The 464-nt window shown below is 67.5% G+C and carries 1 protein-coding gene; it reads right to left on the bottom strand.

Annotated elements, in window-relative coordinates; all coding sequences use genetic code 11:
- A partial coding sequence (locus Q0994_RS33935) for a catalase (protein WP_299542591.1) occupies positions 1-464 on the bottom strand: 464 nt, incomplete at both ends.

Here is a 464-nt window from a genome sequence, read left to right as displayed (position 1 = left end):
ACGAAGTCCCAGAACGTGTCGTGCGCGCTCTGCGCCTGCGGGATCTCCCGGTCCGGATGCGGCTTCCCCGCATGGATCACGTCCGGGAACTTGATCGCGTCCTGGATGAAGAACACCGGAATGTTGTTCCCGACGAGGTCGAACACCCCCTCCTCGGTGTAGAACTTCGTCGCGAACCCCCGCGTGTCACGCACCGTGTCCGCCGAACCCCGCGACCCCAGCACCGTCGAGAACCGCACGAACACCGGCGTCTCCACGTCCTTCGCCAGGAACGCCGCCCTCGACAGCCGCGCCGCCGTCCCGTACCCCCGGAACACCCCGTGCGCCGCCGCCCCACGCGCGTGCACCACCCGCTCCGGAATCCGCTCATGGTCGAAGTGGGTGATCTTCTCCCGCAGATGGTGGTCCTGGAGCAGGACAGGACCGCGCGGACCGGCCTTGAGCGAATGATCCGTGTCGTACAG

This window comes from uncultured Streptomyces sp., assembly GCF_947488945.1.
Taxonomy (GTDB): Bacteria; Actinomycetota; Actinomycetes; order Streptomycetales; family Streptomycetaceae; genus Streptomyces.
The sequence above is the reverse complement of the archived record's forward strand: the minus strand, read 5'-3'. Positions and strand labels throughout refer to the sequence as shown.